The organism is Micromonospora sp. NBC_00821, from assembly GCF_036347035.1.
In the GTDB taxonomy this organism is placed as follows: Bacteria; Actinomycetota; Actinomycetes; order Mycobacteriales; family Micromonosporaceae; genus Micromonospora; species Micromonospora hortensis.
The window spans coordinates 5,339,555-5,364,135 of record NZ_CP108880.1 but is presented as its reverse complement, the minus strand read 5'-3'; the positions used below and the strand labels follow the sequence as shown (position 1 = coordinate 5,364,135).

Annotated in this window: 20 protein-coding genes; 13 read left to right on the top strand and 7 right to left on the bottom strand. The window is 71.1% G+C overall.

What is annotated here, in order from left to right; genetic code table 11:
• The first annotated feature begins 43 nt into the window (after positions 1–43).
• The 5 genes from rsgA (at position 44) to OHB44_RS24310 (ending at position 8,469) form a co-directional block, all read left to right on the top strand.
• On the top strand, positions 44–1,114 hold the full coding sequence (gene rsgA / locus OHB44_RS24330; protein ID WP_238685526.1) for a ribosome small subunit-dependent GTPase A: 1,071 nt from the start codon (positions 44–46) through the stop codon (positions 1,112–1,114).
• Between the two features lie 251 nt (positions 1,115–1,365).
• The gene (gene uvrA / locus OHB44_RS24325) at positions 1,366–4,311 is read left to right on the top strand and encodes an excinuclease ABC subunit UvrA (protein WP_238685525.1); all 2,946 of its coding nucleotides are present in this window, start codon (positions 1,366–1,368) and stop codon (positions 4,309–4,311) included.
• 161 nt (positions 4,312–4,472) lie between these two features.
• Positions 4,473–4,958, top strand: coding sequence for a Rieske (2Fe-2S) protein (locus OHB44_RS24320; RefSeq protein WP_238685524.1), 486 nt, complete (start codon positions 4,473–4,475; stop codon positions 4,956–4,958).
• A 187-nt stretch (positions 4,959–5,145) separates the two neighbouring features.
• The gene (gene uvrC, locus OHB44_RS24315; protein WP_330438393.1) at positions 5,146–7,134 is read left to right on the top strand and encodes an excinuclease ABC subunit UvrC; all 1,989 of its coding nucleotides are present in this window, start codon (positions 5,146–5,148) and stop codon (positions 7,132–7,134) included.
• Positions 7,135–7,806: 672 nt separating this feature from the next.
• Positions 7,807–8,469, top strand: a complete 663-nt coding sequence (locus OHB44_RS24310; RefSeq protein ID WP_330438392.1) for a C39 family peptidase — start codon at positions 7,807–7,809, stop codon at positions 8,467–8,469.
• A gap of 71 nt (positions 8,470–8,540) precedes the next feature.
• Here the strand turns inward: OHB44_RS24310 and recQ are convergent, their stop codons facing one another.
• Together recQ and OHB44_RS24300 are read right to left on the bottom strand one after the other, a co-directional pair.
• On the bottom strand, positions 8,541–10,385 hold the full coding sequence (gene recQ, locus OHB44_RS24305; protein ID WP_330438391.1) for a DNA helicase RecQ: 1,845 nt from the start codon (positions 10,383–10,385) through the stop codon (positions 8,541–8,543).
• Between the two features lie 75 nt (positions 10,386–10,460).
• On the bottom strand, positions 10,461–10,805 hold the full coding sequence (locus OHB44_RS24300; RefSeq protein WP_266304950.1) for a hypothetical protein: 345 nt from the start codon (positions 10,803–10,805) through the stop codon (positions 10,461–10,463).
• Positions 10,806–11,087: 282 nt separating this feature from the next.
• Here OHB44_RS24300 and rapZ point away from each other — a divergent pair, with 282 nt between their 5' ends.
• From rapZ to OHB44_RS24260, 8 genes are all read left to right on the top strand, one after another.
• Complete coding sequence (gene rapZ / locus OHB44_RS24295; protein ID WP_238685551.1) at positions 11,088–11,960, top strand: RNase adapter RapZ; 873 nt, start codon at positions 11,088–11,090, stop codon at positions 11,958–11,960.
• Entirely contained in the window at positions 11,957–13,024 is a 1,068-nt protein-coding gene (locus OHB44_RS24290; RefSeq protein WP_238685520.1) for a gluconeogenesis factor YvcK family protein, read from the top strand. The genes rapZ and OHB44_RS24290 overlap by 4 nt, the downstream gene beginning before the upstream one ends.
• 54 nt (positions 13,025–13,078) lie before the next feature.
• On the top strand, positions 13,079–14,059 hold the full coding sequence (gene whiA, locus OHB44_RS24285; RefSeq protein WP_210785006.1) for a DNA-binding protein WhiA: 981 nt from the start codon (positions 13,079–13,081) through the stop codon (positions 14,057–14,059).
• Between the two features lie 267 nt (positions 14,060–14,326).
• On the top strand, positions 14,327–15,331 hold the full coding sequence (gap, locus tag OHB44_RS24280; RefSeq protein ID WP_238649250.1) for a type I glyceraldehyde-3-phosphate dehydrogenase: 1,005 nt from the start codon (positions 14,327–14,329) through the stop codon (positions 15,329–15,331).
• Positions 15,328–16,527 carry a phosphoglycerate kinase gene (locus OHB44_RS24275; RefSeq protein ID WP_238685519.1) on the top strand — a complete coding sequence of 400 codons (1,200 nt, stop codon included), beginning with the start codon at positions 15,328–15,330 and terminating at the stop codon, positions 16,525–16,527. Before gap ends, OHB44_RS24275 begins: the two co-directional genes overlap by 4 nt.
• Positions 16,528–17,319, top strand: coding sequence for a triose-phosphate isomerase (gene tpiA / locus OHB44_RS24270; RefSeq protein ID WP_238685518.1), 792 nt, complete (start codon positions 16,528–16,530; stop codon positions 17,317–17,319). It begins immediately after the preceding gene.
• A 96-nt stretch (positions 17,320–17,415) separates the two neighbouring features.
• A complete protein-coding gene (gene secG, locus OHB44_RS24265) occupies positions 17,416–17,676 on the top strand; it encodes a preprotein translocase subunit SecG (RefSeq protein WP_030337344.1) in 261 nt (86 codons plus the stop codon).
• Between the two features lie 140 nt (positions 17,677–17,816).
• Entirely contained in the window at positions 17,817–18,158 is a 342-nt protein-coding gene (locus tag OHB44_RS24260) for an RNA polymerase-binding protein RbpA (RefSeq protein ID WP_112588349.1), read from the top strand.
• Between the two features lie 17 nt (positions 18,159–18,175).
• Here the strand turns inward: OHB44_RS24260 and pgl are convergent, their stop codons facing one another.
• The 5 genes from pgl to tal form a co-directional block, all read right to left on the bottom strand.
• On the bottom strand, positions 18,176–18,946 hold the full coding sequence (gene pgl / locus OHB44_RS24255) for a 6-phosphogluconolactonase (protein ID WP_238685517.1): 771 nt from the start codon (positions 18,944–18,946) through the stop codon (positions 18,176–18,178).
• 146 nt (positions 18,947–19,092) lie between these two features.
• Positions 19,093–20,109, bottom strand: a complete 1,017-nt coding sequence (locus tag OHB44_RS24250) for a glucose-6-phosphate dehydrogenase assembly protein OpcA (protein WP_238685516.1) — start codon at positions 20,107–20,109, stop codon at positions 19,093–19,095.
• Positions 20,106–21,620 (bottom strand): glucose-6-phosphate dehydrogenase, encoded by a 1,515-nt coding sequence (zwf, locus tag OHB44_RS24245; protein ID WP_238685515.1) that lies wholly within the window; start codon positions 21,618–21,620, stop codon positions 20,106–20,108. The genes OHB44_RS24250 and zwf overlap by 4 nt, the downstream gene beginning before the upstream one ends.
• 99 nt (positions 21,621–21,719) lie before the next feature.
• A complete protein-coding gene (locus OHB44_RS24240) occupies positions 21,720–23,369 on the bottom strand; it encodes a glucose-6-phosphate isomerase (RefSeq protein WP_238685514.1) in 1,650 nt (549 codons plus the stop codon).
• Positions 23,370–23,400: 31 nt separating this feature from the next.
• Positions 23,401–24,579 carry a transaldolase gene (gene tal, locus OHB44_RS24235; RefSeq protein ID WP_330438390.1) on the bottom strand — a complete coding sequence of 393 codons (1,179 nt, stop codon included), beginning with the start codon at positions 24,577–24,579 and terminating at the stop codon, positions 23,401–23,403.
• Positions 24,580–24,581 lie beyond the last annotated feature (2 nt).

Genomic DNA, 24,581 nt, shown 5'->3' with positions numbered 1-24,581 from the left:
CGCGTGTTCCGCCATCACCAGCTTCGACACCGATGAGGATGCCATGACGATCGATCTGACCGCCCTCGGCTGGGACGCCGAGCGGACGGCGTACGCCGCGCGCCGCGGCGAGCACCAGCCGGGTCGGGTGGCCCGGGTGGACCGGGGGGTCTGCACGGTGCTCACCGCAGTCGGCCCGGTCCGGGCCAGCCTGGGTGGGGCGGTGCTGACCGTCGCCGCCCGGGACCCGTCCGCGCTGCCCTGCGCCGGGGACTGGGTGCTGCTCACGCACTGGCCGGACCGCCGCGTCACAGTCGAGGCGGTGCTGCCGCGGCGAGGCGCGCTGATCCGGCGTACCGCCGGCAAGGACGCCAGCGGTCAGGTGCTGGCCGCCAACCTCGACGCCGCCGCCGTGGTGGAGCCGGTGCACCCCGAGCCGGACGTGGGCCGGATCGAGCGGCTGCTCTCCCTGGCCCACGAGTCCGGCGCCCGGCCACTTGTCGTACTGACCAAGGCGGACCTCGCTGCCGACCCGGCCGCGCTGGCCCGCCAGCTGGCCGCCGTCGCCCCCGGGGTGCCGGTGCTGCCGGTCAGCGCCGAACGTGGCCTCGGGCTGGAACCGCTGCGCGCCGAGGTGACGCCCGGCCGCACCCTCGGCCTGCTCGGCCCGTCCGGTGCGGGCAAGTCGAGCCTGGTCAACGCCCTCGTCGGGGCGGTGATGATGCCCACCCAGGCGATCCGGCGGGTGGACGGCAAGGGCCGGCACACCACCACCTGGCGGGCCCTCGTACCCATCCCCGGTGGCGGTGCGGTGATCGACACGCCCGGCGTCCGGGCGGTCGGCCTGCTCGACGGCGCAACCGGGCTCGACCGGGCGTTCGCCGACATCGCCGGGCTGGCCGAGGGTTGCCGGTACGCCGACTGTGGCCACGACGGCGAGCCGGCCTGCGCGGTCCGGGAGGCGCTGCACACCGGCGAGCTCTCCACCCGTCGGTGGGAGAGCTGGCGGCGGCTGCAGGGTGAGGTGGCCCACGAGAGCCGACGGCGGGAGGCCCGGGTGGCGGCGGAGCGACGCGGGGGGTGGCGTTCGGCCCGGCGTCGGGCCGCGCGTCCGCCGACGCCCGGCGGCTTCTGACCGGCGCCTGCGGACCGCGCGTGCGCGGGGTTTGTGGGCGGCGCTTTGGCGGGCGTGTGGGCGGCGGGTACGCGGGGCGTATGGGCGGCGCGGCCGACCGGGCTGAGCTGGGGGAATGTGCGGGCGAGGGAAACTGTCATACCTCGGGGCTAGAGTTGCCGAGGCGTGTTTTCCGCGCCCGCACGACCGCTCAAGACCACCCAGAGCGGGACAGATCCTTCGCTTCATCTTCTTCCGGGAGTACACGCACAGTGGCCGACCGACTGATCATCCGTGGCGCGCGCGAGCACAACCTGCGTGACGTCAGTCTCGACCTGCCCCGGGACGCACTCATCGTGTTCACCGGGCTGTCCGGGTCGGGCAAGTCGAGCCTGGCCTTCGACACGATCTTCGCCGAGGGGCAGCGCCGCTACGTCGAGTCGCTCTCGTCGTACGCCCGGCAGTTCCTCGGTCAGATGGACAAGCCAGACGTCGACTTCATCGAGGGCCTGAGCCCGGCCGTCTCGATCGACCAGAAATCCACCTCGCGTAACCCGCGCTCGACCGTCGGCACCATCACCGAGGTCTACGACTACCTGCGTCTGCTCTACGCCCGCATCGGTGAGCCGCACTGCCCGGTCTGTGGTGAGCGCATCTCCCGGCAGAGCCCGCAGCAGATCGTCGACCGGGTCCTCGCCATGGCCGAGGGCACCAAGTTCATGGTGCTCGCCCCGGTGATCCGTGGCCGCAAGGGCGAATATGTCGACCTCTTCGCCGAGCTCCAGGCCAAGGGCTACGCCCGGGCCCGGGTCGACGGCGTGGTGCACCCGCTGACCGAGCCGCCGAAGCTCAAGAAGCAGGAGAAGCACACCATCGAGGTGGTGATCGACCGGCTCACCGTCAAGCCGAGCGCCAAGCAGCGGTTGACCGACTCGGTCGAGGCCGCCCTGGGTCTGTCCAGCGGCTTGGTCCTGCTCGACTTCGTCGACCTTCCCGAGGACGACCCGGACCGCGAGCGCCGCTACTCCGAGCACCTGGCCTGCCCCAACGACCACCCGCTCGCCATCGAGGATCTCGAGCCTCGGGTGTTCTCCTTCAACGCGCCCTACGGCGCCTGCCCGGAGTGCACCGGCCTGGGCACGAAGAAGGAGGTCGACCCGGAGCTGCTGGTCCCCGACCCGGAGCGCAGCCTGCGCGAGGGCGCCATCCAGCCCTGGTCCACAGGGCACAACCTGGAATACTTCCTGCGCCTGCTGGAGGCGCTCGGCGAGGCCCAGCACTTCGACATCGACACCCCGTGGCGGGCGTTGCCAGCGCGGGCGCAGAAGACGATCCTGCACGGCTCCGACGATCAGGTGCACGTGCGCTACCGCAACAAGTACGGCCGTGAGCGTTCCTACTACACCGGCTTCGAGGGCGTGGTGCAGTGGATCGAGCGCCGGCACTCCGACACCGAGTCCGAGTGGTCCCGCGACAAGTACGAGGGCTACATGCGCGACGTGCCGTGCGCGGCGTGCGGCGGTGCCCGGCTCAAGCCCGAGGTGCTCGCGGTCACGCTGGCCGGCAAGAGCATCGCCGAGGTCTGCAACCTGTCCGTGGGGGAGTGCGCCGACCTGCTCGCCGGCATCGAGCTGACCGACCGGCAGAAGATGATCGCCGAGCGGGTCCTCAAGGAGATCAACGCCCGGCTGCGGTTCCTGCTCGACGTCGGCCTGGACTACCTCTCCCTGGACCGCCCGGCGGGCACGCTCTCCGGCGGCGAGGCACAACGCATCCGGCTGGCCACCCAGATCGGCTCCGGCCTGGTGGGCGTGCTCTACGTGCTCGACGAGCCGTCGATCGGGCTGCACCAGCGCGACAACCACCGACTGATCGAGACCCTGATCCGGCTGCGTGGGCTCGGCAACACCCTGATCGTGGTGGAGCACGACGAGGACACCATCCGCACCGCCGACTGGATCGTCGACATCGGGCCGGGCGCGGGTGAGCACGGCGGCAAGATCGTGCACAGCGGCTCGGTGCCGGCGTTGCTGAAGAACAAGGAGTCGATCACCGGGGCGTACCTGTCCGGTCGGCGGTCGATCCCGACGCCGACGGGCCGCCGCCCACAGGACCCGGCCCGCGAGCTGGTGGTGCACGGCGCGCGGGAGCACAACCTGCGCAACCTGACCGTCTCGTTCCCGCTGGGCCAGCTGATCGCGGTCACCGGGGTCAGCGGCTCGGGCAAGTCGACGCTGGTCAACGACATCCTGTACGCGGTGCTGGCCAACCAGATCAACGGCGCCCGGCTGGTGCCCGGCCGGCACACCCGTGTCTCCGGGCTGGAGCACGTGGACAAGGTCGTCGGCGTGGACCAGTCGCCGATCGGCCGCACACCGCGCTCCAACCCGGCCACCTACACCGGCGTCTGGGACCACGTCCGCAAGCTCTTCGCCGAGACCACCGAGGCGAAGGTGCGCGGGTACGGCCCGGGTCGGTTCTCCTTCAACGTCAAGGGCGGGCGCTGCGAGGCGTGCTCGGGTGACGGCACCATCAAGATCGAGATGAACTTCCTGCCCGACGTGTACGTCCCCTGCGAGGTATGCAAGGGCGCCCGGTACAACCGGGAGACCCTGGAGGTGCACTACAAGGGCAAGACCGTCTCGGACGTGCTGGAGATGCCGATCGAGGAGGCCGCCGAGTTCTTCTCCGCCATCCCGGCCATCCACCGGCACCTGAAGACCCTTGTCGACGTCGGCCTGGGCTACGTCCGCCTCGGCCAGCCCGCGCCGACCCTCTCCGGTGGTGAGGCGCAGCGGGTCAAGCTCGCCTCCGAGTTGCAGAAGCGCTCCACCGGGCGGACGGTCTACGTGCTCGACGAGCCGACCACCGGTCTGCACTTCGAGGACATCCGCAAGCTGCTGATGGTGCTGGAAGGGCTTGTCGACAAGGGCAACACGGTGATCACGATCGAGCACAACCTCGACGTGATCAAGACCGCGGACTGGCTGATCGACATGGGTCCCGAGGGTGGCCACCGTGGCGGCACAGTGCTCGCCACCGGCACCCCCGAGGAGGTCGCCGAGGTGGCCGAGAGCCACACCGGCGAGTTCCTGCGCCAGGTGCTCAAGCTCGACGGCAAGGCCAAGGGTGCGGCTGCCGCCACCACCCGGGCCGCCAAGGCCAACGGCGTGACCAAGGCGCGGACCAGCCGTAAGGTGCCGGCCGCCGCGCGTTGACCTTTCGGTGCGTGTTCGCGGGGCGGGGCGGGTCGGTTGACGACCCGCCCCGCCCCATTTGCCGGGTCGGACGAGTCGCGCGATGAACCATCCGGCACAGTTGCCCGTGTGGAGAAGTGTGGCCGGCTTTCGACCGGCAGCGGGCTAGAGAGAGGCGAGGCATGAGTGACGATCAGGCGCTGACCGGTCCGGGTGTGCAGACCCGTCGTACCCTGCTCACCGGCGTCGGGGCGGTCGGCGCGGCCGTCGTCCTGGCTGCCTGCGGCAGCGACGACGGCGGCAGCGGCAGTGACGCACCCACCAGTGGCGGCCCGGCGGTACCCAGCACCGGTGACGCCGGCGGCGGCGACCGACAGAACGCCCAGTCGTTGGCCACCACCGCCGACATCCCGGTCGGGGGCGGCAAGGTCCTCGCCGCCGAAGGTGTGGTCATCACCCAGCCCGCGGCAGGCCAGTTCAAGGGCTTCAGCCCGATCTGTACGCACCAGAACTGCCCGGTGACGAACGTCGACGGCGGCACCATCAACTGCACCTGCCACGGCAGCAAGTTCTCGATCGAGGACGGCTCGGTGAAGGCCGGCCCGGCCACCAAGCCGCTGCCGCCGAAGGAAATCAAGGTCACCGGCGACCAGATCTCGCTGGCCTGATCCGACGCGGGGCCGGCGGGCTGGCCCGGCCGCATGCTGACCGGCCGGTCGGCGGCCCGGCGTCGCAGGCTCGGCTCGCGTTTCGGCACGTCGGGGTGTCAGCGGTGTGCCGACACCCCGACTGCCGGGACGCCGAGTGGATCACGCTCGCGGTGGGCTGTCGGTGCTGCGGACTAGGCTTGTTGGCGTGGCTGACCCCTCGACCTACCGCCCCGCACCCGGCACCATCCCGGAGCTACCGGGGGTCTACCGCTTTCGCGACGGCACCGGCCGGGTGATCTACGTCGGCAAGGCGCGAAATCTGCGCAGCCGGCTCAACTCCTACTTCGGCGACGTCTGGAACCTGCACGAGCGCACCCGGCAGATGGTCACCACCGCCGAGTCGGTGGACTGGATCACCGTCGGCACCGAGGTCGAGGCGCTCCAGCAGGAGTTCACCTGGATCAAGCAGTACGACCCGCGGTTCAACGTCCGCTACCGCGACGACAAGTCGTACCCCTATCTCGCCGTCACCCTCGACGAGGAGTACCCCCGGCTGCAGGTGATGCGCGGCGCCAAGCGCAAGGGCGTGCGTTACTTCGGTCCCTATTCGCATGCCTGGGCCATCCGGGAGACCCTCGACCTGCTGCTGCGGGTCTTCCCCGCGCGGACGTGCTCCGCCGGGGTGTTCAAGCGGGCCGGTCAGGTCGGTCGTCCCTGCCTGCTGGGCTACATCGGCAAGTGCTCGGCGCCGTGCGTCGGCACCGTCTCCGCCGACGAACACCGGGCCATCGTCGACGGGTTCTGCGACTTCATGGCCGGGCGCACCGACACCATGGTCCGCAAGATCGAACGTGAGATGACCGAGGCGAGCGAGCAGCTGGAGTTCGAGCGGGCCGCCCGGCTGCGCGACGACGTGGCCGCGCTGCGCCGGGCCATGGAGAAGCAGACAGTGGTGCTCGGCGACGGCACCGACGCGGACGTCGTCGCGTTCGCCGACGACCCGCTCGAGGCGGCTGTCCAGGTCTTCCACGTCCGCGACGGCCGGGTCCGCGGCCAGCGCGGTTGGGTGGTGGAGAAGACCGAGGATCTGACCACCGGGGACCTGGTGCACCACTTCTGCACCCAGGTGTACGGCGGCGAGCACGGCGAGGCCGACGTTCCTCGGGAACTGCTGGTCCCCGAGCTACCCGCGGACGCCGACGCGCTGGCCGAGTGGCTCTCCAACCACCGCGGCAGCCGGGTGTCGCTGCGGGTGCCGCAGCGGGGCGACAAACGCTCACTGATGGAGACGGTGGAGCGCAACGCCAAGGACGCGCTGGCCCGGCACAAGCTCAAGCGCTCCGGTGACCTGACCACCCGGGGCAAGGCACTGGACGAGATCAGCGAGGCGCTCGGCATGAGCACGTCGCCGCTGCGCATCGAGTGTTTCGACATCTCCCAGATCCAGGGCACCGACGTGGTCGCCAGCATGGTGGTCTTCGAGGACGGGTTGCCCCGCAAGAGCGAGTACCGGCGGTTCATCGTCCGGGGCGCCACCGACGACCTCTCCGCGATGTCCGAGGTGCTGCGTCGCCGCTTCGCCCGCTACCTGGACGCGAGGGCCGAGACGGGCGAGGTGGGCGTGGAGTCGGGCGACGACTCGGCCGCCCCCCAGGACGCGGTCGAGCCCCAGGTCGGCGTCCTGATCGACCCGACCACCGGCCGGCCCCGAAAATTCGCGTACCCGCCGCAGCTGGTGGTCGTCGACGGCGGCGCCCCCCAGGTCGCGGCGGCCGCGCAGGCCCTCGCCGACCTGGGCATCGACGACGTGGCCCTGTGCGGGCTGGCCAAGCGGCTGGAGGAGGTGTGGCTCCCGGACGACGAGTTCCCGGTCATCCTCCCGCGCACCTCGGAAGGGCTCTACCTGCTGCAACGGGTGCGTGACGAGGCCCACCGGTTCGCCATCACCTTCCATCGGCAGCGCCGCTCCAAGCGGATGACCGAGTCGGCGCTGGACCACGTACCCGGCCTGGGCGAGGTGCGTCGCAAGGCGCTACTGCGGCACTTCGGCTCGCTCAAGCGACTCTCGGCCGCAACGGTCGAAGAGATCACCGAGGTGCCGGGGGTGGGACGGCGCACCGCCGAGGCGATCCTCGCCGCCTTGGACGAGGACACGAAGGTCGGCGACGGCACAGAGGCGAAGCCCAGCACCTGAGCGCGGCTCGCGCTCGCCCTCGTCGGGTGGTCGCGACCCCGCATGATCGTGCTCGATCCTTGTTGTAGTGGCCTCGTTGGCATGGGGAAGGCACTGTTTCCTGGATCGAGCGCGATCTTGGCCGGGCCGGGCCGGGGTGGGTCGTGCCGGGATGGGTCGGCTCGGGTGCTCACGGAGTAGACCGGCTTGGTCCACTCGGGTTTCCTGATGTCGAGGTATCCCGGCATCAGGAAACCGCGATTTCCGTGAACCCGAGTCGATCAGGTCACCCTGGCCGCCATGTCCGGTTGGCCGGCTGGGCGGGGGTGGGTCTTATGTCGGGTTTGGTGTGAAGTGTCGGGTGGTCGGAGCCACCCCGGCGGCGGAATCGTGGGCCGGCCGGGGTCGTTATACCTGGCAGACCACCGCAACAGTCCAGGTCACGGCGCGTGCCGGCCCTGCCGGGAACACCCGCCAGGCCGCCTCGGTTACATCCCCCGAACGGCCGAGCACCACCACGGCCGACCCCCGCCGGTAGGCGGAATGGCCTGCCACCGCGGATGGTTACACCCTGTCCCGACGCCGACCCCCTGTTGCGGGTCACCGGGCAGAACCCCTCGAACTTCCCCCGCACGCACCACCCCCCGTTGAGTGTCGTGCGGGTACACCCCCGATGCAGAGGAGCACGCCATCATGCGTACCGATCTGATCCGTAAGACCGCCCTGACCGCCGCCGGCCTCGCCTTCACCGGAGGCGCCATCGCCGGCCCCGTCACCACCGCCTTCGCCGCCCCCACCACCAGCAAGCCGGCCACGCAAACGCAGACCGACCGCAAGGGCCACGGTGAGCGGGAACTCGGCGTGCGCTACGAGGCGCAGCCGAACTTCTACTACTGCGGGCCCGCCGCGACCCGTAACGCCCTGAGTGTTCAGGGTAAGAACATCAACGTCGACGACATGGCCAAGGAGATGGGCACCACCGAGGCCGGCACCAACTCCATCAACGACATCACCCCCGTCCTGAACAAGGAAACCGGCAAGGCTGACGCCTACCGGTCGGTGGAGATCAGCACCCCCGACGCCGACGCCAAGCAGACCGACAAGCTGCGCGCCGACATCGTCCGCACCGTTGACGACGGCCGGGCCGTGGTCGCGAACATCGCCGGCACCAGCACCGACACCGACGGTGTCACCCACTCCTACGAGGGCGGGCACTACATCAGCGTCGTCGGCTACCACGACAACGGTGACACGGTGAAGATCGCCGACTCCGCCGACCCGAACACCGCCTCCTACTGGATCAGCGTCGAGCACCTCGCGGACTGGATCGCCACCCGCGGCTACGCCACCAGCTGACCCCACACCACCACCAGCACATGACCGAAGGGCCGGACCCCCATCACGGGGTCCGGCCCTTCGGCGTGAGCTCAGTCGGTGGCGAGGACGGCCAGGATCTGCTCGCCGTACTTGGCGAGTTTGTTCTCGCCGACCCCGCTGACCCGGGACAGGTCGGCCAGTGTGCTGGGCGCGTCGCTGGCGATCTGTCGCAGCGTGGCGTCGTGGAAGATGACGTACGCCGGGACGCCCTGCTCCTTGGCGGTGGTCGCGCGCCAGGCTCGCAGCCGCTCGAACAGCGACGCGGCGGCCGGGGTCAGCTCGGCCACGACGGTGGACGCGCCGCGCGGCTTCGATGATCGGCTCGATGCCGGCTTCTCCGGCTCACGGCGCATGGTGACCGTACGGCGGCGGGCGAGGACGTCGGCGCTCGCCTCGGTCAGCGCCAGCGTGCCGTAGTCGCCCTCCACGGCGAGGAGCCCTTCGGCGAGCAGTTGCCGGACCACGCCCCGCCACTCGGCCTCGCTGAGCTCGGAGCCGATGCCGAAGACGGTCAGCGAGTCGTGACCGTACTGGCTGATCTTGTCGGTCTGCTTGCCGAGCAGGATGTCGACGCAGTGCCCGGCGCCGAAGCGCTGGTTGCGTTCGCGGTCGAGGCGGAAGACGGCGGAGAGCAACTTCTGGGCGGCTACGGTGCCGTCCCAGGACTCCGGTGGGGTGAGGCAGGTGTCGCAGTTGCCGCAGGCGGCCGTGGTCGTCTCGCCGAAGTATTCGAGCAGTTGGACCCGCCGGCAGCGCACCGTCTCGCAGAGGGCGAGCATCGCGTCCAGGTGCGCGGCCAGGTTGCGGCGGTGGGCGAGGTCGCCGTCGGACGTCTCGATCATCTTGCGTTGCTGGACGACGTCCTGGAGCCCGTACGCCAGCCAGGCGGTGGACGGCAGGCCGTCCCGGCCGGCGCGGCCGGTCTCCTGGTAGTAGCCCTCGACGGACTTGGGCAGGTCGAGATGGGCGACGAACCGCACGTCGGGCTTGTCGATGCCCATGCCGAAGGCGATGGTGGCCACCATGACCAGGCCGTCCTCGCGCAGGAAGCGCTGCTGGTTGCGGGCGCGGGTGCCCGCGTCCAGCCCCGCGTGGTACGGCAGCGCGGCGACCCCGTTGGCGGTGAGGAACTCCGCGGTCTTGTCGACCGAGGCCCGGGACAGGCAGTAGACGATGCCGGCGTCGCCGGGGTGCTCGTCGCGCAGCAGGGTCAGCAACTGCTTGCGGGGCTCCCGTTTGGGCACGATCCGGTACTGGATGTTGGGCCGGTCGAAGCTGGCCACGAAGTGCCGGGCGTCGTCGAGTTTGAGCCGGGTCGCGATCTCGGTGCGGGTGGCGCTGGTCGCGGTGGCGGTCAGGGCGATGCGGGGCACCTGCGGCCAGCGTTCGTGCAGCATCGAGAGCGCGAGATAGTCGGGGCGGAAGTCGTGCCCCCACTGGGACACGCAGTGCGCCTCGTCGATCGCGAAGAGGGAGATGCGGCCCCGGTCGAGCAGGGCGAGGGTGGATCGGACGCCGAGCGCCTCCGGGGCCAGGTAGAGCAGGTCCAGTTCGCCGGCGACGAAGGCGGCCTCCACCCGCCGCCGGGCGTCCAGGGTCTGGGTCGAGTTGAGGAACCCGGCGCGTACGCCGACCGCTGTGAGGGCGTCCACCTGGTCCTGCATGAGCGCGATCAGCGGGGACACGACGACGGCGACCCCGTCACGGACCAGGGCCGGGATCTGGTAGCACAGGGACTTGCCGCCACCGGTGGGCATCAACACCAGCGCGTCGCCGCCAGCGACCACATGGTTGATCACGTCCTGCTGGAAACCACGGAACGCGTCGTAGCCGAAGACCCGGCCCAGCACGTCCAGGGCGTCGGAGGCGGTACGCAGGTCGGTGGGAGAGGCCATCCGGGGAGTCTACGAGCCGACGCCGACAGCGCCCGTCCGGCGCACCCGGGTCGGGTGGCCGGACGGGCGAGGCGGTCAGCCGGGCTGGCGGGACCTGTTGGCCAGGCCGCGCGGCGGGGCCTTCATCCCGACCACGATGTCGACGATCTCGATGTAGCGGGCCTTGTTGCCCATGCGGAAGGCGGTGGCCGCCGCGTTGATCTCCTCGAGGGTGTCGGCCTCGACCATGGTGACCTGGTCGTACTTGCCGTTCACTCCGGTGCACACGACGTGGGTGAGCTGTTTGGCGAAGCGGCCCAGGTCGCGGGCGTGCTCGGCGGAGATCTCGTGGATGCCCTCGCGACCGAGGGCGAAGTACTCGGGGCTGATTCGCATGAACAGGAAGCCGACGTACTTGTTCTTGTCCGCCAGGTCGTGCATCGCATCCTCCAGATGTCGGTCTGACCTGCGACGATCACGTTGAGCGTATTGACAACTACTGATCGTCATCAAGCGTGTGCGCTGTCGGGAGGGCGACCCTCGAAACGGTCCGCGGTCGCCGTCCGGCCACGGGTGCCGGGCCGCGACCTGGCGGCGGGATAGAGTCGCTGATTGACCAATCGCGGCCGAGGGCGGCCGCGGCGCCACGGCTTGGGGGTACGGGTGAGCGAGGCGCGCACAGCCGGTGACCGGATCGACGGCCCGGATGCCGATGACGAGCAGATGACGGCTGAGTCGGAGACCACCCTGGTGGTGGTCACCGGCCTCTCCGGGGGTGGCCGCAGCACTGTGGCCAGGGCGTTGGAGAACGTCGGTTACTACGTCGTGGACAACCTGCCGCAGGCCCTGATGCTGGACATGGCCGAGCTGGCGTTCAAGGCGGGCGGCGCGGCCCGGCGTACCGCCATGGTGCTGGACGTGCGGTCGCGGGCCTTCTCCACGGACCTGGCCGGGGCGATCCGGGAGCTCAAGGAGCGCGGATTCTCGCCCCGGGTGGTCTTCGTCGACGCCGACGACGAGGTGCTGATCCGGCGGTTCGAGAGCGTTCGGCGTTCGCATCCGTTGCAGGGTGACGGGCGGCTGGCCGACGGCATCGCCGTGGAGCGCGGCCTGCTGGAGGAGGCGCGTGACCAGGCCGACGTGATCATCGACACCAGCCACCTGAACGTCAACCAGCTCCGGCGCCGCATCGAGGAGCTGTTCGGCGGCGAGGACGCCCGCCGGCTGCGGGTCACGGTGTTGTCGTTCGGCTTCAAGTACGGCCTGCCGCCGGACGCCGATTTCGTGTTGGACGCCCGCTTCCTGCCCAACCCGTACTGGGTGCCGGAACTGCGGGAGCACACCGGGCGGGAGGAGGCGGTCAGCGCGTACGTGCTGGGCCAGGAGGGCGCGGACGCCTTCGTCGCCTCGTACGCCGACCTGGTCAACGCCACCACTACCGGCTTCGAGCGGGAGGGCAAGCGGTACCTCACCGTCGCCGTGGGCTGCACCGGCGGCAAGCACCGCAGTGTGGCCATCGCCGAGGAGTTGGCCAGCCGACTGCGTCACTCCGGGTTGGCGGCGAACGCCCAGCACCGCGACCTGGGGCGGGAATGACGGCCCGGCGGGTGGTGGCGTTCGGCGGCGGGCACGGCCTGTCCGCCTCGTTGCGTGCGCTGCGCCACTGCGCTCCCGAAATCGACCTCGACATCACCGCGGTGGTCACGGTGGGTGACGACGGTGGTTCCAGTGGTCGGCTGCGGGCCGAGCGGGGTGGCCTGCCGCCCGGAGATCTGCGCCAGGCGCTGGTGGCGTTGGCCGGGGACCACCCGGCCACCCGGCGCAGCGCCGGGCTGTTCCAGCACCGCTTCGCCGCCGTACCGGTGGGCGTACCCGGGCCCGGCGCGACCGGCTCGGGCCCGGCGGCGGGCGGCGACCCGGACCGGGACGGCGCGGCCCCGCGCGGCACCGACGGGGCGTCGGCCGGCACCGACGGTCTGACCGGGCACGCCGTGGGCAACCTGGTGCTCTGCGGCCTCATGGAGCTGCTCGGCGACCCGGTGGCCGCGCTGGAGCACGCCGGCGCCATGCTCGGCGCTGTGGGCCGGGTGTTGCCGATGTCCCGCCAACCGGTCGGCATCGAGGCGCGGGTACGCGGTGCCGACCCGGCCGCCCCCGACGAGGTGCGCACTGTCAGTGGCCAGCACCAGGTGGCCGTCACCACCGGCCGGGTCGAGTCGTTGCGCCTCACCCCGAGCGCCCCACCGGCGTGCGCCGAGGCCATCGAGGCGATCCGGGCGGCCGATTGGTTGATCTTCGGGCCGGGCAGCTGGTACACGAGTGTGCTTCCGCACCTGCTGGTGCCGCAGTTGGCCGACGCGATCGTGTCCACCTCGGCCCGGCGGCTGGTCACGCTGAACCTCGCCGCGGAGAAGGAGACCCTCGGGCTCTCCGTCGCCGATCATCTCGCGGCGCTGCACTGGTACCTGCCCGAACTCAAGGTCGATCTTGTGCTCGCCGATGCCAAGGCGGTGGGTGACCCCGAACCGGTCGAACGTGCGGCAGAATCGCTGGGTGCCCGCCTGGTCCTCGCCCCCGTCGCCGTTGTCGACGGGACTCCCCGCCATGATCCGGCTGCCCTGGGCGCCGCGCTGGTGCCTGTCCTGGGTGCCGATCGTTAGACACGTACGTAATCTCCGGCGACACGCCGGAACAGGTCCGTGAGGGGACGCACAATGGCGATGACGGCCGCGGTCAAGGACGAGCTGAGTCGGGTCGACGTGCCCAAGCCCTGCTGTCGGCGGGCGGAGATGGCCGCGCTGCTGCGCTTCGCTGGCGGGCTGCACATCGTTTCCGGCCGCGTGGTGGTGGAGGCTGAACTGGACACCGGGGCGGTGGCCCGGCGGCTGCGCCGGGAGGTCGCCGAGGTCTACGGCTACCCCAGCGAGATCCACGTGCTGGCCTCCGGTGGGCTGCGCAAGGGCAGCCACTTCATCGTGCGGGTGGTGAAGGACGGCGAGGCCCTGGCGCGGCAGACCGGCCTGCTCGACGTGCGGGGTCGCCCGGTGCGCGGGCTGCCCCCGCACGTGGTGGCGGCCAACGTCTGCTGCGCGGTCTCCGCGTGGCGGGGCGCGTTCATGGCCCACGGTTCGCTCACCGAGCCGGGCCGCTCCAGCGCGCTGGAGATCACCTGCCCGGGGCCGGAGTCGGCGTTGGCGCTGGTCGGCGCGGCCCGCCGCATCGGCATCACCGCGAAGAACCGCGAGGTACGCGGGGTGGACCGGGTGGTCGTCAAGGACGGTGACGCGATCGCCGCGCTGCTCACCCGGATCGGCGCGCACTCCAGCGTGCTGGCCTGGGAGGAGCGCCGGGTACGCCGCGAGGTGCGGGCCACCGCCAACCGGCTCGCCAACTTCGACGACGCCAACCTGCGCCGGTCGGCGCGGGCGGCGGTCGCCGCTGCCGCCAGGGTCACCCGTGCGCTGGAGATCCTCGCCGACGAGGCGCCCAACCACCTGACCGACGCTGGTCGGCTGCGTCTGGAGCACCGGCAGGCGTCGCTGGAGGAGTTGGGGGCCCTGGCCGACCCCCCGCTGACCAAGGACGCCATCGCGGGGCGGATCCGCCGGCTCCTGGCGCTGGCCGACAAGCGGGCCCGCGACCTTGGCATCCCGGATACGGAAGCAGCCGTCACGCCCGACATGCTCGTGGTCTGATAGGACGGTGGGGCCGCACGGTGCGCCCGGGAGCACTACCCGGCGCAGCGTGGTCTCGCACGCTCGGATAGGGTCGCTGCGTACGGCAAGGGGGCCGACACCGGCACTCCTCGTCGTGCCCCACCGCCTCGGGCGGTCAGGTCCTCAGACCGCGCGGCGGGGTGGCCGAGATGAACCGTCGACGGCCGGCTCCAACGGTCGGCGCACACCATTCCCGCCGGCCCGTTGTCTGAAGCCGGCGGACCAGAACGCGAGGAGATGGGACCTGTGACCATCCGGGTTGGCATCAACGGCTTTGGCCGAATCGGCCGTAACTTCTTCCGGGCAGTGCTGGCGTCTGACGCCGACATCGAGGTCGTGGCGGTGAACGACCTGACCGACAACGCCACGCTCGCCCACCTGCTCAAGTACGACAGCATCCTCGGCCGCCTGCCGTACGAGGTCAAGGCCACCGCCGACGAGATCACCGTCGGTGGCAAGACCATCAAGGCGTACGCCGAGAAGGACCCGTCGAAGCTGCCGTGGGGCGAGGTCGGCGCCGACGTCGTCATCGAGTCGACCGGCTTCTTCACCGACGCCACCAAGGCCAAGGCGCACGTCGACGGCGGGGCCAAGAAGGTCATCATCTCCGCCCCGGCGAAGAACGAGGACGTCACCGTCGTCATGGGTGTCAACCACGACACCTACGACCCGGCGAAGCACACCATCATCTCCAACGCCTCGTGCACCACCAACTGCCTCGCCCCGATGGCGAAGGTCCTGCACGACACGTTCGGCATCCAGCACGGTCTGATGACGACGATCCACGCGTACACCCAGGACCAGAACCTCCAGGACGCGCCGCACTCGGACCTGCGTCGTGCCCGGGCCGCCGCGCTGAACATCGTGCCGACCTCGACCGGCGCCGCCAAGGCGATCGGCCTGGTCCTGCCGGACCTCAAGGGCAAGCTCGACGGGTACGCCCTGCGGGTGCCGATCCCGACCGGCTCGGTCACCGACCTCACCGTCAACGTGGGTCGCGAGACCACCGTGGACGAGGTCAACGCCGCGCTGAAGGCCGCCGCGGACGGCCCGCTCAAGGGCATCCTGGTCTACAACGAGGACCCGATCGTCTCCAGCGACATCGTGACCGACCCGGCGTCGTGCATCTTCGACGCGCCGCTGACCAAGGTCGTCGGCAACCAGGTCAAGGTCGTCGGCTGGTACGACAACGAGTGGGGCTACTCCAACCGGCTCGTCGACCTCGTCAAGCTGGTCGGTTCGTCGCTGTGAGCATCCGGACCCTCGACGACCTGCTCGCCGAGGGGGTGTCGGGTCGGCGCGTGCTGGTGCGCGCCGACCTGAACGTCCCGCTCGACAAGCAGACCGGTGCGATCAGTGATGATGGCCGGATCCGCGCGGTGCTGCCGACTCTCGGCGCACTGGTCGAGGCCGGCGCGAAGGTTGTCGTCTGCTCGCACCTGGGCCGCCCGAAGGGCGCTCCGGACCCGCAGTTCAGCCTGGGCCCGGTCGCCGGGCGGCTCGGTGAGCTGCTCGGCGCGCCGGTGCACTTCGCCACCGACACCGTCGGTGATTCCGCCCGCTCCACGGTCGCCGACCTGGCCGACGGTCAGGTCGCCCTTCTGGAGAACCTGCGTTTCAACGCCGGTGAGACCAGCAAGGACGAGGCCGAGCGGGGTGCCTTCGCCGACCAGCTCGCCGCGTTCGGCGACGCGTACGTGGACGACGCGTTCGGTGCCGTGCACCGCAAGCACGCCAGTGTCTTCGACGTGCCGGCCCGGTTGCCACACGTCGCGGGCCGGCTGGTGCTGCGTGAGGTCGAGGTGCTCTCCAAGCTCACCGGTGACCCTGAGCGCCCGTACGTGGTGGTGCTCGGTGGGTCGAAGGTGTCCGACAAGCTCGCCGTGATCGAGGCTCTGCTGCCCACTGTCGACCGGCTGCTCATCGGCGGCGGGATGTGCTTCACCTTCCTCAAGGCCCAGGGCCTGGAGGTGGGCACCTCGCTGCTCGAGAAGGACATGGTCGACACCTGCCGGAACCTGCTGGAGCGTTCCGGCGGCAAGATCATGCTGCCGGTCGACGTGGTGGTCGCGGACGCGTTCGCTCCGGACGCGGCGCACGACACGGTGCGGGTCGACGGCATCCCGAGCCACCGCCTCGGCCTGGATGTCGGCCCGGAGACGGTGGCGGGCTTCAGTGCCGCACTGTCCCAGGCGAAGACGATCTTCTGGAACGGCCCGATGGGCGTGTTCGAGATGCCCGCCTTCGCGGCGGGCACCCGGGGGATCGCCGAGGCGATCACCAAGGCCGACGCGTTCAGCGTCGTCGGCGGCGGTGACTCGGCGGCGGCCGTCCGTGCCCTGGGGCTGGACGAGTCGTCCTTCGGGCACATCTCCACCGGCGGTGGCGCCTCCCTGGAATACCTCGAGGGCAAGACCCTCCCCGGCATCGCGGCCCTGGAGAACTGAATGTCGAGCACCACCCGCCGGCCGCTGATGGCCGGCAACTGGAAGATGAACCTCAACCACCTCGAGGCCAACCTGCTGGTGCAGAAGCTGGCGGCGAGCCTCACCGAGAAGCAGCTCACCGACGTCGAGACGGTCGTGTTGCCGCCCTTCACCGACCTGCGCACCGTGCAGACCGCTGTGGACGGGGACAAGCTGCTCATCGGCTACGGCGGGCAGGACCTCTCCCCGCACGCGTCCGGCGCGTACACCGGGGACATCTCCGGGCCGCTGCTGGCCAAGCTTGGCTGCACGTACGTGGTGGTCGGGCACTCCGAGCGGCGGGCCTACCACCACGAGGACGACGCGCTGGTCAACGCCAAGGTCAAGGCGGCGCTCACGCACGGCCTGACGCCGATCCTGTGCGTGGGGGAGGGGCTGGACGTCCGCGAGCAGGGCACCCACGTGGCGCACTGCTCCGACCAGCTCGACGGGGGCCTGGCCGGGCTCACCCCCGAGCAGGTTCGGCAGGTCGTGATCGCGTACGAGCCGGTCTGGGCGATCGGCACGGGCAAGACCGCGACCCCGGACGACGCCCAGGAGGTCTGCGGGGCGGTGCGTCAGCGACTGGCGGAACGCTTCGACCAGGAGACCGCCGACCAGGTTCGGGTCCTCTACGGCGGCTCGGTCAAGGCGTCCAACATCGCCTCGATCATGGCCCAACCGGACGTGGACGGGGGCCTCGTGGGGGGCGCCAGCCTGGACGCCGAGGAATTCGCTCAGATCTGCCGGTTCCCGGAGCACCTCGCCCGCTGATCGCTCGGTATCCTTGACACCGCCCGTCCGCCGGTCGGTGCCGCCGTGCCCGATCAGACCGGGCGAGGATCGCTACGAGAGGAACTGACCCCAGCCATGCCGATCTGGTTCGCATACACGTTGATCGTGTTGCTGGTCATCACGAGCATTCTGCTCACCCTGCTGATCCTGCTGCACCGCGGCAAGGGTGGCGGTCTGTCGAGCATGTTCGGCGGTGGCGTCAGCTCCAGCCTTGCCGGCTCCTCGGTCGCGGAGAAAAACCTGGACCGCTACACCGTTCTGGTGAGCGTCGTCTGGTTCGCCGCCATCGTCGGCCTCGGGCTCTGGCTGCGCCTCCAAATGAACAGCGGCGCCTGAGCAGGCTCAGTAAGTCGTACAATCTGCGCGCGGTTCGTCACTCGACGGGCCGCGCGCAGGCTTTTCTCCGCTGCACCGCGTCGCCCGCCGCTCCACCCCCGAAGACGGCGGGTCCCCTCCGACGACAGGAGCGAGCAGCCGTGCCGAATGGCAACGTTATCCGGGGAGCCCGGGTCGGGTCCGCACCGATGCGCCCGGACGAGCGGCACCAACCCGCCCCCCGACAGGACGTCAGCTACTGGTGCCGTAACGACCACCGGGTCGACATCCGGATCGCCGCGGACGTCGAACCGCCACCTGTGTGGGACTGCCCCCGCTGTGGCCTACCCGCCGGTCGGGACGCTCAGAACCCGCCGGGTCGGGTCCGCGCCGAGCCGTACAAGAGCCACCTGGCGTACGTGAAGGAGCGGCGCACCGCCGAGGAGGGGGAGGCCCTGCTCGCCGAGGCGCTCGCCGCACTACGCCGTCGACGCGGCGAGTAGCGGGCTCCTCCCCGCGCTCAGCGCAGGCTGCGCAGTCGGACGGGTACGTCGGCTGCGGCCGCCCGGTCCAGCAGCCAGCGGGTACGGTTCACGCCGTGTACGCCGGCCGCCGGCAACTGCACCGGCCCGGCGCCCGCCAACGCCATACCCACCGCGCGAGCCTTGTCGGCGCCGGCGGCCACCAGCCAGACCTCCTCGGCGGTGTTGATCGCCGGCAGGGTGAGGGTGGTCCGCGTCGGCGGCGGTTTCGGGCTGCCCCGCACCGCGCTCACGGGCCGGGTCTCGTAACCCACCGGGTGCTCGGGGAAGACCGAGGCCACGTGGCCGTCCTCGCCGACGCCCAGCATCAGCACGTCGAAGTGCGGCAGGGTGGCGTGCCCGGGCCGGGCGGCGCGGGCCAGTTCCTCCGTGTACGCGGCAGCAGCCGCCTCGGGGTCGTTGCCGGCCGGGCCGTCCGAGGCCGGCATGGCGTGCACCCGGGCCGGATCCAGTGGCACCACGTCCAGCAGGGCGGCGCGGGCCTGCGTCTCGTTGCGGTCGGGATCACCGGCGGGCAGGAACCGTTCGTCGCCCCACCACACGTCGACCCGGGACCAGTCCACCGCGTCGCGGGCCGGCAGCGTCGCCACCGCCCGGTACACGGCCGCGGCGACCCGACCTCCGGTGAGCACCACCGAGGCTTCGCCCCGGTCGGCCTGGGCGTCGAGCAGCTTCACCAGCAACCGGGCCGCCACGGCCTGCGCCAGCAGGTCGGCGTCGGCGTGGACGGCGACACTCGCCTCACTCATGGTTGCGCCTTCGTTTCCGGACCGCGAGGCGGTCGCTGTCGTGCCCGGGGCGGTGTGCCCGAGGTGGTCGGGGCGAGAACCCCGGAGATTGCGGGGCAGGGCCGGTGCGTACCGGCCCTGCCCGACGGTGTGCCCAGGCTGAGGGCTCAGCCCTCGCCGCTCGTGCCGATGTGCGCGGTCACCCCGGCCTCGGCGCGCTGCGCGGTGGCCGGATCCTTCCAGACGTGGACCCGCTGCGGGGGGCGCTGCTCCAGCCCTCGCAGCCCGACCGTCGCGCCCAGCGCCTCCGCGTACACCTGGTCGGCGTCGAGCCGGCGCAGCTCCTCGGCCAGCTCGTCGCCGAGTGGGCGGCGCACCAGCGGCAGGGCCCGGTCGTCCTGGCCCGTCCGTCGGAACACGGCCAGGCTGTCCTCGCGGGTCAACGTCAGCTGGTCGCCGTTGGCGCAGCTGAGCTGTACCTCCCGCATCCGAGGGAACTCGTCGCTGTCCACCCGGCGTGGGGTGATGCCGAGCCGGCTGGACAACCAACCGGCCATCAGCGCCGCCGTCGGGTCGGTGGGAGGCGCGACGATGGTCGCCTCGGTGACCCGCTCGCTGGTGGTGTCGAACGCCCCGGCGACCAGGGTGCGCCACGGGGTGATCCGGGTCCACGCCAGGTCCGTGTCGCCCGGGGCGTAGTCCCGGGCACGCTGCCGCAGCGCTTCCACCGGGTCGGCGGCCTGCGCGGAATCGGTGATCCTCCGGTCGGCCACCACCCCGAGGAAGTCGGTGGCGATCTCCGCCGGTGGCTCGCCGTGCCACCAGGTGACAACCGGTACGTCGGGAACGAGCAGCGGCATCACTACCGACTCGGCGTGCAGGGACAACCGGCCGTACATCCGGGTGACAACCGCCTCGCACGGGCCGAGCCGGCCACCCACCACGATCTCCGCGTCCAGTCGGTTGCGGTCCCGCTCGATCTCCGAGCGGACCACCACCAGGAGGCGGCACGGGTGCGCGGCGGCCGCGATCGTCGCCGCGGCCTCCGCCTCCCGGACCCGCTTCTCGTCCACGACCACGATGAGGGTGAGCGCCATGCCGCTGGCCACCCCGCCGGCGCTGCGCCGCTCGGCGGCGAGCGCCTTGACCACCTCGTTGCCGGTGGTGTCCCACAGCCCGATCATGCTCGTCTCCAGGCGCGGCCCTCACGGGCCAGCATCTCGTCGGAGGCCCGGGGGCCCCACTCGCCGGCCCGGTACGGCTCCGGGGTGGTGCCCTCCCAGGCGTGCTCCAGAGGGTCGATCACCTGCCAGCTCTGCTCGACCTCGGCCGCGTCCGGGAAGAGGGTGCGGTCGCCGATCAGCACGTCCAGCACCAGACGCTCGTACGCCTCGGGGCTGGATTCGGTGAACGCCTCGCCGTACTGGAAGTCCATGGCGATGTCGCGGACCTCCATTGTCGTGCCCGGCACCTTCGAGCCGAACTTGAGCACCACGCCCTCGTCCGGCTGCACCCGGATGACCAGCTGGTTGTTGCCCAGCGACTCCATGTCGGCGTCGTTGAACGGCAGGTGCGGCGCCTTCTTGAACATGATGGCGACCTCGGTGACCCGCCGGGGCAGCCGCTTGCCGGCCCGGATGTAGAACGGCACCTCCGCCCAGCGGCGGTTCTGGATGCCCAACCGCACCGCCACGTACGTCTCCGTCGTGGAGCCGGCGGGGACGTCCCGCTCGTCCAGGTAACCGACAGCGCGTTCGCCGCCGACCCAGCCCGGCAGGTACTGACCGCGCACGGTGTCCCGGGCGACGTCCTTCGGCAGGGTGATGGCCTTGAGCACCTTCAGCTTCTCGGTCCGGATCTCGTCCGCGTCGAAGCTGGTCGGCTCCTCCATCGCCACCAGGGCGAGGAGTTGAAGAAGGTGGTTCTGCAGCACGTCGCGGGCGGTGCCGACGGTGTCGTAGAAGCCGGCGCGGGTGCCGATGCCCACGTCCTCCGCCATGGTGATCTGCACCGAGTCGACGTACTTGGAGTTCCACAGCGGCTCGAACAGGTTGTTGGCGAACCGCAGGGCGAGGATGTTCTGAACCGTCTCCTTGCCCAGGTAGTGGTCGATCCGGAAGACGTCCTGCCGGGTGAACACGTCGTCGACGAGGTCGTTGAGCGCCTTCGCCGAGGGCAGGTCGTTACCGAACGGCTTTTCCACGACGACCCGGCGCCAACCGCCGGACTTGTCGTTGTCGGCCATCCCGGTGCGGGCCAACTGCTTGAGCACGACGGGGAACGCGGCCGGCGGGATGGAGAAGTAGAACGCCGCGTTGCCGGTGATGCCGTGGGTCTGACGCAGATCGTCGAGCGTGGAGGCGAGGGTGTCGAAGGCGGCGTCGTCGTCGAACGACCCGCCGACGAACTTGATGTTGCCGGCCAGCCGCGCCCACACCTCGTCCCGCCACGGGGTGCGGGCGTGCTTGCGGGCAGCCTCGCAGGCCAACGTCTCGAAGTCGCCGTCACCCCAGTCGCGGCGCGCGAAACCGAGCACCACGAAGCCGGGCGGCAACAGCCCTCGGTTGGCCAGGTCGTAGACCGCGGGGAGCAGCTTCTTGCGGGCCAGGTCGCCGGTCACCCCGAAGATCACCAGAGCGCAGGGCTCCGGGATCCGGGGCAACCGGCGGTCCTGCGGGTCGCGCAGCGGGTTCACCGAGCCATCGTCGGTTCGCGACTGCGGGGCTCGCAAACCCGACTCACTCCTCGCGCTCACGGCGCCCCCTCGCTTCCGCTTCAGTCACGTCGTCCATCCTCACGCCCGCAGATCACCGGCCGCGTCCAGTAGCTGGGCGACACCGGCGGCCCGGTCAGTCAGGTGCAACCGCAGCAGCGGCCGCTCCCGACCGGCGAGAGCCTGCCGGTCACCGGCGGCCTGCGCCGCCTGCAACTCACCGAAGGTGTACGGCTTGCCCGGCACCTCCAGATCCTCGGCGACCGCGCCGGTCACCTGGAGGTAGCTGCCCACCTGCGGGCCGCCCTTGTGGTACTGGCCCGTCGAGTGCAGGAAGCGCGGCCCCCAGCCGAACGTGACCGGCCGGCCGCCCGCCTGCGCCAGCAGCGACCGCAGCCGGGCCGTGTCGGCGTCGGCGAACCGGTCGAGGTACGCCATCACCGCGAGGTAACCGTCGTCGCCCAGCCCGTCGAGCAGCCAGCGCAGCACACCGGCCAGGTCCCCGGGGGCGCCCTGTGGGGCGTACACCTCGATCGCGCCCTCGGTGAACGACGGCGTCTCCGCCGGCAGGCCCGAGGCCAGGATCTTGTTGGTGTTCTCCTTGGACTCGGTGACGTTCGGCTGGTTGAACGGGTCGATGCCGAGCACCACGCCGGCCACCGCGGTGGCGTACTCCCAGGCCAGGAACTGCGCGCCCAGCGGGCCGTTGACGGCCACGTCCGGGTTGGTCCCGCCGCCCGGCATGTCACCGGGGGCCAGCGCGCCGCCGTAGCTGACGGTCAGCACGTCCGCGCCGGTGGCGCCGGGGCTCTGCGGAGACTCCACGACCACCGGGAGGATGCCCACCCCGGCCTTGCCGGTCGACTCGGCGATCAACTGCTCGGCCCAGTCGCCGAGCCCGTCGATGCCGGTGCCATCGGAGAGCAGAGCGACCTTGTCGCGGGCGAGCGTTGCCGCGGCGCCCAGGGCGGCGCCCAGCGCCAGCGCGGGGTTGTTCTGGTCCGCGCCGAGCGACGTGGCCAGCGCGTCGGCCTGGTCGAGCAGCTCCGCCACCTCGACCCCGGCCAGCGCCGAGGGCACCAGACCGAACGCGGTCAGCGCCGAGTACCGGCCGCCGACGTTCGGGTCGGCGAGCACTGTGAACGCGCCCATCTCGGCCGCTGTGGTCTCCAGCGGCGAACCCGGGTCGGTGACGATGACGAAGTGCCGGCCGGCCTCCGCCTCGGTCATCCCGGCGTCCAGGAACGCCTGCCAGTACGCGCGCCGGTGGCTGTCGGTCTCCACCGTCGACCCGGACTTGCTGGCCACCACCACGACGGTGCGCTCCAGCCGGTCACCGAGCGCCGCCCGAACCTGACCCGGGTCGGTGGTGTCCAGCACTGTCAACGGGCGACCCAGCGTCCGGGTGATCACCTCGGGCGCGAGCGACGAACCGCCCATGCCGGCGAGCACCACGTGATCCAGGTCGGCCAGCTCCGCGGTCAGCTCGGCCAACTGGACGAGCAGCTCGCGGCTGCGCCGGTGGGTGTCCACCCAGCCCAGCCGGATCTTCGCCTCGGCTTCGGCGTCCGGACCCCACAGGCTCGCGTCCTTGCCCGCCAGCTTGCCGGGGACGCCGGCCTTGACCAACGCGTCCCGAGTCGAGGCGGGCGCGGCCTTGTCGACCGCGTCGGCTCCGTACACGGCGAGCCCGGCGGCTGCCTCCACCGGCCCGGCGAGAAGGTCGCTCATGCCGTCACTCCGCTTCGCTCGCTGCGCTCGCTCATGCGTTACCACCGGCCTTCTCGGCGGCCTTGGCGTTGCCCTTGGCCGCCTTGTTCGGGGCACCCTTGCCCTTGGCCGCCGCCTCCAGGGACTTGCGGACCCCGTCAAGAAGCTCCTGCCAGCTGGCCTCGAACTTCTCCACGCCCTCGCGCTCCAGGGTGACGATCACGTCGTCCATGTCCACCCCGACCGACTCCAGGTCGGCGAAGACCTTCCGAGCCGCGTCGTAGGCGCCGGTGATGGTGTCGCCGCGGGTCTCGCCGTGATCGGCGTACGCGTGGATGACCGACTCCGGCATGGTGTTGACGGTGCCGGGCGCGATCAGCTCCTCGACGTAGATGACGTCCCGGTAGTCCGGGTTCTTCGTCGAGGTGGACGCCCACAGCGGCCGCTGCGGGTGCGCGCCGGCGGCGGCGAGCGCCTTCCAGCGGTCGGAGGAGAAGACCTCGGTGTAGCGCTCGTACGCCAGTTGCGCGTTGGCGACGGCGGCCTTGCCCTTGAGGGCCTTCGCCTGGTCGGAGCCGACCTTCTCGAGCCGCTTGTCGACCTCGGAGTCGACCCGGGAGACGAAGAACGACGCCACCGAGCCGATCTTGGACAGGTCGTGGCCGTTCGCCTTGGCCTGCTCCAGACCGGTGAGGAACGCCTCCATGACCGCCGAGTAGCGGTCCAGACCGAAGATCAGCGTGACGTTGACGCTGATCCCCTCGGCCAGGGTGGCGGTGATCGCCGGGAGGCCGGCCTCGGTGGCCGGGATCTTGATGTACAGGTTGGGGCGGTCCACCAGCCACCACAGGGCCTTGGCCTCGGCCACCGTCCGGTCGCTCTCGTGTGCCAGCCGGGGGTCCACCTCGATGGAGACCCGGCCGTCGACACCGTCGCTGCCGTCGTACGACGGGCGCATCACGTCGCAGGCCCACCGCACGTCGTACGTGGTGAGCATGCGCACCGACTCCTCGACCTCGACGCCACGGGTGGCGAGGTCGTGCAGCTGCCAGTTGTACTCGTCGGCGTCACTCAGCGCCTTGGCGAAGATCGTCGGGTTGGTGGTGACGCCGGCCACGTGCTTCTCGCGGCGCAGCTGGTCCAGCCCGCCGGAGCTCAAACGCACCCGGGAAAGATCATCGAGCCAGACCGCCACACCCGCGGCGGTGAGCTCATTCAGCTTGTCCGTCATGC

What these genes read in the sequence shown, in the direction of transcription:
- rsgA (WP_238685526.1), top strand. Translation starts at nt 44, where the DNA reads ATGACGATCGATCTGACCGCCCTCGGCTGGGACGCCGAGCGGACGGCG.
- OHB44_RS24320 (WP_238685524.1), top strand. Translation starts at nt 4,473, where the DNA reads ATGAGTGACGATCAGGCGCTGACCGGTCCGGGTGTGCAGACCCGTCGT.
- OHB44_RS24310 (WP_330438392.1), top strand. Translation starts at nt 7,807, where the DNA reads ATGCGTACCGATCTGATCCGTAAGACCGCCCTGACCGCCGCCGGCCTC.
- recQ (WP_330438391.1), bottom strand. Translation starts at nt 10,385, where the DNA reads ATGGCCTCTCCCACCGACCTGCGTACCGCCTCCGACGCCCTGGACGTG.
- OHB44_RS24300 (WP_266304950.1), bottom strand. Translation starts at nt 10,805, where the DNA reads ATGCACGACCTGGCGGACAAGAACAAGTACGTCGGCTTCCTGTTCATG.
- rapZ (WP_238685551.1), top strand. Translation starts at nt 11,088, where the DNA reads ATGACGGCTGAGTCGGAGACCACCCTGGTGGTGGTCACCGGCCTCTCC.
- OHB44_RS24290 (WP_238685520.1), top strand. Translation starts at nt 11,957, where the DNA reads ATGACGGCCCGGCGGGTGGTGGCGTTCGGCGGCGGGCACGGCCTGTCC.
- whiA (WP_210785006.1), top strand. Translation starts at nt 13,079, where the DNA reads ATGGCGATGACGGCCGCGGTCAAGGACGAGCTGAGTCGGGTCGACGTG.
- tpiA (WP_238685518.1), top strand. Translation starts at nt 16,528, where the DNA reads ATGTCGAGCACCACCCGCCGGCCGCTGATGGCCGGCAACTGGAAGATG.
- secG (WP_030337344.1), top strand. Translation starts at nt 17,416, where the DNA reads ATGCCGATCTGGTTCGCATACACGTTGATCGTGTTGCTGGTCATCACG.
- pgl (WP_238685517.1), bottom strand. Translation starts at nt 18,946, where the DNA reads ATGAGTGAGGCGAGTGTCGCCGTCCACGCCGACGCCGACCTGCTGGCG.
- OHB44_RS24250 (WP_238685516.1), bottom strand. Translation starts at nt 20,109, where the DNA reads ATGATCGGGCTGTGGGACACCACCGGCAACGAGGTGGTCAAGGCGCTC.
- OHB44_RS24240 (WP_238685514.1), bottom strand. Translation starts at nt 23,369, where the DNA reads ATGAGCGACCTTCTCGCCGGGCCGGTGGAGGCAGCCGCCGGGCTCGCC.
- tal (WP_330438390.1), bottom strand. Translation starts at nt 24,579, where the DNA reads ATGACGGACAAGCTGAATGAGCTCACCGCCGCGGGTGTGGCGGTCTGG.